General features: G+C 71.9%; 7 protein-coding genes and 1 pseudogene. 1 reads left to right on the top strand and 7 read right to left on the bottom strand.

The window, feature by feature from the left end; all coding sequences use genetic code 11:
• The 7 genes and pseudogenes from E1284_RS36055 to E1284_RS36030 all read right to left on the bottom strand — a co-directional run.
• Positions 1-756, bottom strand: a pseudogene (locus E1284_RS36055) (hypothetical protein); the annotation flags it as partial.
• 46 nt (positions 757-802) lie between these two features.
• The gene (locus tag E1284_RS36050) at positions 803-1,762 is read right to left on the bottom strand and encodes an ATP-binding protein (protein WP_131944637.1); all 960 of its coding nucleotides are present in this window, start codon (positions 1,760-1,762) and stop codon (positions 803-805) included.
• Positions 1,763-1,868: 106 nt separating this feature from the next.
• Complete coding sequence (locus E1284_RS36045; RefSeq protein WP_131944636.1) at positions 1,869-2,621, bottom strand: energy-coupling factor ABC transporter ATP-binding protein; 753 nt, start codon at positions 2,619-2,621, stop codon at positions 1,869-1,871.
• Complete coding sequence (gene cbiQ, locus E1284_RS36040) at positions 2,618-3,382, bottom strand: cobalt ECF transporter T component CbiQ (RefSeq protein WP_131944635.1); 765 nt, start codon at positions 3,380-3,382, stop codon at positions 2,618-2,620. Before cbiQ ends, E1284_RS36045 begins: the two co-directional genes overlap by 4 nt.
• Positions 3,382-3,738 carry a PDGLE domain-containing protein gene (locus E1284_RS42080; RefSeq protein ID WP_165965562.1) on the bottom strand — a complete coding sequence of 119 codons (357 nt, stop codon included), beginning with the start codon at positions 3,736-3,738 and terminating at the stop codon, positions 3,382-3,384. Before E1284_RS42080 ends, cbiQ begins: the two co-directional genes overlap by 1 nt.
• A gap of 13 nt (positions 3,739-3,751) precedes the next feature.
• Positions 3,752-4,426 carry an energy-coupling factor ABC transporter permease gene (locus E1284_RS42075; protein ID WP_165965561.1) on the bottom strand — a complete coding sequence of 225 codons (675 nt, stop codon included), beginning with the start codon at positions 4,424-4,426 and terminating at the stop codon, positions 3,752-3,754.
• Positions 4,427-4,587: 161 nt separating this feature from the next.
• The gene (locus E1284_RS36030) at positions 4,588-5,202 is read right to left on the bottom strand and encodes a DsbA family protein (RefSeq protein ID WP_131944634.1); all 615 of its coding nucleotides are present in this window, start codon (positions 5,200-5,202) and stop codon (positions 4,588-4,590) included.
• Between the two features lie 177 nt (positions 5,203-5,379).
• On the opposite strand from E1284_RS36030, the gene pepN reads away from it, so the two are divergent.
• Positions 5,380-7,959, top strand: coding sequence for an aminopeptidase N (pepN, locus tag E1284_RS36025; RefSeq protein WP_131944633.1), 2,580 nt, complete (start codon positions 5,380-5,382; stop codon positions 7,957-7,959).
• The last annotated feature ends 60 nt before the right edge of the window (positions 7,960-8,019 follow it).

Genomic DNA, 8,019 nt, shown 5'->3' with positions numbered 1-8,019 from the left:
GGGCTGGGGCTGGGCCTGCTGCGGGTACTGCGGCTGCTGGTACGGCTGCTGCTGGTACTGCTGCGGGACGGGCTGCTGGGGCATGCCGCCCCAGGGCTGCTGCGGCTGGGCCTGCTGCGGGACGTACGGGACGGCCTGCTGCGGCGCGGGCTGCCCGTAGGGCTGCTGCGCCGGCATGGCCGGCTGCTGCGGGGCGTACTGACCCGGCTGACCGGGCTGACCGGGCTGCTGCACCGCCGCGCCGCGCCCGCGGGTCATCAGGAAGCCGAGCAGCATGCCGAGCCCCGCGAGCCAGCCGTAGGCGAAGCCGAAGCTCGCTCCGCGCGTGACCGCGCCGAAGATGAACGGGCCGCTGTCGCTGGTGATGTCCAGCGCCCAGCGCAGCATGATCCCGGTCATGAACCCGGCGATCCCGCCCGCCACGACCGTGGCCCACCAGCCGGCCACGACCGCGCCGATCGCGCCGCGCTGGGCGTCGACGGCGCGGGCGCCCGCCACCGCGAGCAGGATCAGCAGGACGAAGAACAACAGGACGCCGAGGTCCAGCACGGCGACGTACTTCCAGGCGTAGTCGCCGGCGGTCAGCCTCCACGCCGGAAAGAACAGCCAGTACAGCGGCGGTGCGATGCCCTCGTCCCAGTGGAGCCCCGTGTCGTTGATCGCGTCGATGACCCACTGATTGCCCAGCAGGATCGAGATGAGGGCGATGGGAACCACCGCGCCGCCCGCCATGACCAGCATTCGCCGCATCGTCATGGCGGGCAAGGGTAGTGGTGATCGCTGCCCGCCGGTAGGGCCGGGGCTACCCCGCGTAGGCGGTCCCGGACGCCGCCGGGAACCGGAAGTCGGGATCGACCTGCGCCTCCAGGTCCTCGCCCGCGGCGCGGCTGGCCCAGCGCCGCGCGTTCTTCACGTGGAACTCGATCGCCTGCCGCTGGAACGTGTCCCAGTCCTTGGCGCGTCCGTCGACCTCGGCGCGCATGCGGTCGAGCGCGGCGGTGTTGCCGTCCTCCAGCGCGACGCCGCCGCGGCCCTGCTCCAGCGCCCGGACGGCGGCGGACTGCCCGAGCCAGGTCAGCAGGTCGTCGCCGACGTGCTCGCGCAGGTAGGCGACGTCCTCCTCGCTCTGGACCTTGTTGCCGACGACGCGGATCGCGACGTCGTAGTCGCGGGCGTACTCGGTGTACTGCCGGTAGACGCCGACGCCCTTGCGGGTGGGCTCGGCGACCAGGAACATCAGGTCGAACCGCGTGAACAGCCCGGACGCGAACGTGTCGGCGCCGGCGGTCATGTCGACGACGACGTACTCGCCCGGCGCGTCCACGAGGTGGTTGAGGTACAGCTCCACCGCCCCGGTCTTGGAGTGGTAGCAGGCCACGCCGAGGTCGTCGTCGTTGAACGGACCGGTGGCGAGCAGCGTGACGCCGTCGACCTCTTGGCCCGCCTCGTGGAACGGGTCGTCGCCGCGGAACCGCAGCAGCCGCGAGCCGGCGCCGGGCGGGGTCGTCTTGACCATCGCGTCCGCGGACGAGATGCGCGGGTTGTCGCCGCGCAGGTGCTCCTTGAGCCGCGGGAGCCGGTCGCCGAGCGCGGGGATCTTCGCGGCGCGGGCCTCGTCCAGGCCGAGCGCGACGCCGAGGTGCTGGTTGATGTCGGCGTCGATGGCCACCACCGGCAGCCCGCGCCCGGCCAGGTGCCGGACGAACAGCGACGACAGGGTGGTCTTGCCGCTGCCGCCCTTGCCGACGAACGCAACCTTCACGAATGCCTCATTTCGGGTATGAAAACCGTTACCAGTGTCGAGACGTCGAGTCTTGCGAAAGCGGCGCGGCGAGGCAAGCGGAACGGCCGAAGAGGAGCCGAGTGGATCAGCGGACGGCGGCGGACGGGTCGAAGCCGAACGGCAGTTCGAGCCGGTGGGCGGCCAGCAGGTCCGCGTCCGTGAGCAGGTCGCGGGTGGGACGGTCGGCGGTGATGACGCCGCCCGACAGGATCACCGAGCGCGGGCACAGCTCCGCCGCGTACGGGAGGTCGTGCGTGACCATCAGGACCGTCACGTCCAGGCTCAGCAGGATCTCGGCCAGCTCGCGGCGGCTCGCCGGGTCCAGGTTCGAGGACGGCTCGTCCAGCACCAGGATCTCCGGCTCCATCGCCAGGACGGTGGCGACGGCGACGCGGCGGCGCTGCCCGAAGCTGAGGTGCTGCGGCGGCCGGTCGGCGACGTGCGCCATGCCGACGCGGTCGAGGGCGTCGGCGACCCGGCGGTCCAGATCGGCGCCCCGCATGCCGAGGTTGGCGGGACCGAACGCGACGTCCTCGCGGACGGTCGGCATGAACAGCTGGTCGTCGGGGTCCTGGAAGACGATGCCGACCCGGCGGCGGATCTCCCGCAGCGCCTTCCTGTCCTTCGGGTCGACCGCGAGGCCGCCGACCCTGACCTCGCCCAGCCCGCCGTGCAGGATCCCGTTCAGGTGCAGGACGAGCGTGGTCTTCCCGGCGCCGTTCGGGCCGAGCAGCGCGACCCGCTCCCCGCGCCCGATCGTCAGGTCGACGCCGAACAGGGCCTGCGTGCCGTCGGGATAGGCGTACGCCAGGCCCTTCACCTCGAGCGACGGGGTCATGGCACCATCCAAGCAGCCAGGGCGACGAGGGACGCGGCCAGCGGCAGGACGGCGGCGGCGCTCCACTGCACGGCGGACGCGCCGACGTCGTGCACCACCGGCATCCGGCCGTCGTAGCCGCGGCTCACCATGGCCAGGTGGACGCGCTCCCCGCGCTCGTAGGAGCGCAGGAACAGCGCCCCGACCGACGTGGCGAGCACGCCGGTCGCGCGGAGGTCGCGCGCCTCGAACCCCCGGGACGCGCGGGCCACCTTCATCCGCTGCAGCTCCGCCGTGACGACGTCGCCGTAGCGCAGCATGAACGTGGCGATCTGCGTGATGAGCTGCGGCATCCGCAGCCGCTCGATGCCGAGCAGCAGCAGCCGCGGCTCGGTGGTCGCGGCCAGCAGGATCGAGGCGACGACGCCGAGCGTCCCCTTGGCGAGGATGTTCCAGGCGCCCCACAGCCCGCTCTCGCTGAGCCGCAGCCCCAGCACGGTGATCTTCTCGCCCTCGGCGACGAACGGCATGAGGAACGCGAACGCGACGAACGGCACCTCGATGACGATCCGCCGCGCGACCGTCCCGAACGGGATCCGGGCGACCGCCGCGACGGCCGCGAGCAGCAGCGCGTACAGGCCGAACGCCCAGATCCGCTCGCGCGGCGTGGCGACGACCAGCAGCACGAACGCCAGGACGGCGACGAGCTTGCACTGCGGCGGCAGCCGGTGCACCGGCGAGGCGCCCGGCACGTAGAGCCGGTGCGCGTGGCCCGCGCCCATCAGCCCTTCCGCGCCGGCTCGGACGGCGCCCGCTCGCCGTCGGCGGCCTGCCCGGCCTCCGCACCGGAGCCGCGCCGCCGGACGCCCCAGAACAGCCCGCCGCCGACGAGCAGCACCAGGCCGACACCGATCACCCCGGACAGCCCGCCGGACAGCCGCGCGTTCTCGACGCCCTTGACGCCGTAGTCGCCGAGCGGGGAGTCCTTGAGCGAGTGGTCCTTCTCCGTGGCGCTGATGCCCTTGTCCGCGGCGACCTTCTCCAGCCCGTCGGGGCTGCCGGAGGCGTAGTGGCTGACGACGCCCGCGAGGACGAGCGAGACGAGCAGGAACCCGATGAAGAAGCGCTTGGTGGTCATATCGGTTCCCCTCTCAGGCGCGGGACGGCTCGGTGTCGGCGCTCCGCCCGGCGGTGCGCAGCTCCAGCGGCTTCAGCAGCCCGCGCGCCCCGTACACCAGGTCCGGCCGGACGGCGAGCACGCTCGACACGGTCACAGCGGTGATCAGCGCCTCGCCGATCCCGATCAGGACGTGCACGCCGATCATCGCGGTGGCGACCTTGGCGATCGACACGTCCGCCGTGCCGCCGACCGCGTAGATCAGCGTGAACGCGACGGCGGCGGCCGGCACGGAGACGACGGCCGCGACGAACGACGCGATCGACACCGACGTCTTCGTCTTGGGCAGCACCCGCAGCAGCAGCCGGAACAGCCCGTACCCCACCACGACCGTGGTGAGCGCCATGGTGGTGACGTTGACGCCCAGCGCGGTGAGGCCGCCGTCCGCGAACAGGAGCGCCTGCATGAGCAGGACGACCGAGACGCACAGGACGCCGGTGTACGGCCCGACGAGGATCGCGGCGAGCGTCCCGCCGAGCAGATGCCCGCTCGTCCCGGACGCGACGGGGAAGTTGAGCATCTGCGCGGCGAACACGAAGGCGGCGGTCAGCCCGGCGAGCGGCGCGGTGCGGTCGTCCAGCTCGCGCCGCGCCCCGCGCAGCGCGAGCCCGACCCCGGCCACCCCGACCGCACCGGCCGCGACGGACACCGGGGCGTCGATAAAACCGTCCGGTACATGCACGTCTTCACCATCCCTGCCCGATTGCACCAGCAGGACCAGTTTGGCGGCACATGGCTAGTAGTTGCAACATCTTCGCAATAGCAACCCCTATGTGGCTCGCGGGCCACCCCGCCACGGGCCGGCCGCGCTCAGTCGAAGATCGGGTCGCGGGTCCTCGTGCGCTTGAGCTCGAAGAAGCCGTCCGTGCTGGCGACCGCGCGGACGCCGTCCCAGAGCTTGACCGCGGCCTCGCCGCGCGGGATGGGGGTGACGACGGGGCCGAAGAAGGCGCTGCCCTCGACCTCGATGACCGGGGTGCCGACCTCCTGGCCGACGCGGTCGATGCCGTCCTTGTGGGACGCGCGCAGGGCCTCGTCGTAGGCGGTGGAGTCGGCGGCGTCCGCGAGCGCCGGGTCCAGTCCGGCCGCGGTCAGCGCCGCCTCGGCGAGGGCGCGGTCGAGCTTCTGCTTCTCGTGGTGGCGGCGCGTCCCCATCTCGGTGTAGAGGCGGCCGAGCACCTCGGGCCCGTACTTCTGCTCGGCGGCGATGCACACGCGCACCGGTCCCCAGGCGTCGGCGAGCATGCGCCGGTAGTCCTCCGGGATGTCCTTGTCCTCGTTGAGGACGGCCAGGCTCATCACGTGCCAGCGGACCTCGATCGGGCGCAGCTTCTCCACTTCCAGGATCCAGCGGGACGTGATCCACGCCCAGGGGCACAGGGGATCGAACCAGAAGTCCACCGGGGTCGGTGCGTTCTCAGTCAACGTCGCCTCCTAGAGCGTGATGGGCTGCCTTAGACCGACAACCGGGGCGTACCCCGTCCGATTCCCGGGGCGGGAGGCCGTCGAAGCCCGCACCTTAGGCCGTGGCGGGCGGACCCGGACGGCGTCCGGTTGGTAGACATGACTTCACCAAGCGAATAAGCCGACCAAGGAGTACATGTGGCAGGCAACCTCACGCGCGACGAGGCGCGGGAACGGGCCCGGCTGCTCACCGTCGAGTCCTACACGGTCGAGCTGGACCTCACCACGGGCGCGGAGCGTTTCGGGTCGACCACCGTGGTCAGGTTCGGCAGCGCCGAGACCGGCGCGGACACGTTCATCGACCTGCACGGCGCCGTCGTGCGGGAGGTGACGCTGAACGGGAAGGCCCTGGACCCCTCGTCCTATGACGCCGAGAAGGGCCGCCTCCCGCTGCCGGGCGTGGCGGCGGACAACGAACTGCGCGTCGTCGCCGACTGCGAGTACTCGCGGTCCGGTGAGGGCCTGCACCGGTTCGTGGACCCCGTGGACGACAGCGTGTACCTCTACTCGCAGTTCGAGACGGCCGACGCGCACCGCATGTACACCTGCTTCGACCAGCCCGACCTGAAGGCCACCTTCGAGTTCACCGTGAAGGCGCCGGAGGGCTGGGAGGTCGTCACCAACGAGCCCCCGAAGAGCACCGGGGGGTCTGGGGGGTCGTCCCCCCAGAACGGCGCCGAGTCCGCCGAGGGCGGGACGTGGCACTTCCTGCCGACGCCGCAGATCTCGACGTACATCACGGCGCTCATCGCCGGGCCGTACCACGTCGTCCGGGACGAGTACCGCCGCGAGGACGGCACCGTCATCCCGCTCGGCGTGTACTGCCGCGCCTCGCTCGCCGACCACCTCGACACCCCCGCCATCGTGGACGTGACCCGGCAGGGGTTCGGCTACTTCGAGAAGGTGTTCGGCCGCCCCTACCCGTTCACCAAGTACGACCAGCTGTTCGTCCCCGAGTTCAACGCGGGGGCCATGGAGAACGCGGGCGCCGTCACGTTCCTGGAGGACTACGTCTTCCGGTCGCGCGTCACCGACGCCGCCTACGAGCGCCGCGCCGAGACGATCCTGCACGAGATGGCGCACATGTGGTTCGGCGACCTCGTCACCATGCGCTGGTGGGACGACCTGTGGCTGAACGAGTCGTTCGCCACCTACATGAGCGTCCTGTGCCAGGCCGAGGCCACCAAGTGGACGGGCTCGTGGACGACGTTCGCGAACCTGGAGAAGGCGTGGGCGTACCGGCAGGACCAGCTGCCGTCCACGCACCCGATCTCCGCCGACATCCCCGACATCCGCGCGGTGGAGGTGAACTTCGACGGGATCACCTACGCCAAGGGCGCGTCCGTCCTGAAGCAGCTCGTGGCCTATGTCGGCCTCGACAACTTCCTGGAGGGCGTGCGCCGCTACTTCGACCGGCACGCGTGGGGCAACACCGTCCTGACGGACCTGCTGGGCGCGCTGGAGGAGACGTCCGGCCGCGACCTCGCGTCCTGGTCGAAGGAGTGGCTGGAGACCGCCGGCGTCAACACGATGCGGCCTGAGTACGAGGTGGACGGCAACGGCGACTTCACGTCGTTCGCCGTCCTGCAGGAGGCCAAGGCCGACTACCCGACGCTGCGCTCGCACCGCCTGGCGATCGGGCTCTACGACCTGACGGAGGACGGGCTCGTCCGGCGCGAGCGGGTCGAGCTGGACGTCGTCGGCGCCCGCACCGAGGTGCCGCAGCTCGTAGGGAAGAAGCGCCCCGACCTCGTCCTGGTCAACGACGACGACCTCACCTACGCCAAGATCCGGCTGGACGAGCACTCGCAGCGGACGCTCATCGAGCACATCGGCGACATCAAGGAGAGCCTGCCGCGCGCGCTGTGCTGGTCCGCGGCGTGGGACATGACGCGCGACGCCGAGATGGCGACCCGCGACTACGTCCGGCTCGTCGCGAAGGGCATCCGCGGCGTCACCGACATCTCGGTCACGCAGACGCTGCTGCGGCAGGCGCGCACCGCCGTCCAGCAGTACGCGGACCCGGCGTGGCGCACCGACGGCCTCGCCCTGCTCGCCGACACGCTCTCCGGACTGGCGCGCGCGGCCGAGCCCGGCTCGGACTTCCAGCTCGCCTACACGCAGGCGTTCGCCGCGTCGGCCGTGTCCGGCGAGCACCTGGCGTTCGTCCAGGGCCTGCTGGACGGCTCGCAGGCGCTCGACGGCCTCACCGTCGACACCGACCTGCGCTGGACGCTGCTGCGCCGCCTCGTCGTCACCGGCCGCGCGGGCGAGGCCGAGATCGACGCCGAGCACGAGCGGGACCGCACCGCCGCCGGCGAGCGGCACGCCGCCGCCTGCAAGGCCGCGATCCCGGCCGCGGAGGCGAAGGCGGCCGCGTGGGAGCGGGTCGTGTCCGGCGACCTGCCGAACGCCGTCTACCGGTCGACGCTCGGCGGCTTCGTCGAGCCCGACCAGGTCGAGCTGCTGCTCCCCTACGTCGACCGGTACTTCGCCGAGGTCGGCCGCGTGTGGAAGGAGTGGACGAGCGACATGTCGCAGACGTTCGCCGAGGTCGCCTACCCGTTCCTGGTGATCGAGCAGTCCACGATCGACCGCACCGAGGCCTACATCGCCGAGCAGGACCCGCCGGCGGCGCTGGCCCGGCTGCTGTCGGAGGGCCGCGACGGCGTCGCCCGCGCGCTGCGCGCCCGCGCCAAGGACGCCGCGTCCGCCTGACGCCTGTCCAGAAACCCCGTGACCATGCAACGATCGCATGGTCACGGGGCGGGCCTGGGC

This window comes from Actinomadura bangladeshensis (assembly GCF_004348335.1).
In the GTDB taxonomy this organism is placed as follows: domain Bacteria; phylum Actinomycetota; class Actinomycetes; order Streptosporangiales; family Streptosporangiaceae; genus Spirillospora; species Spirillospora bangladeshensis.
This window is presented reverse-complemented; position numbering and strand designations above follow the sequence as displayed.

Bases quoted from the DNA above. Each gene is read 5' to 3' on its own strand.
- E1284_RS36045 (WP_131944636.1), bottom strand. From the start codon at position 2,621: ATGACCCCGTCGCTCGAGGTGAAGGGCCTGGCGTACGCCTATCCCGAC.
- cbiQ (WP_131944635.1), bottom strand. From the start codon at position 3,382: ATGGGCGCGGGCCACGCGCACCGGCTCTACGTGCCGGGCGCCTCGCCG.
- E1284_RS42080 (WP_165965562.1), bottom strand. From the start codon at position 3,738: ATGACCACCAAGCGCTTCTTCATCGGGTTCCTGCTCGTCTCGCTCGTC.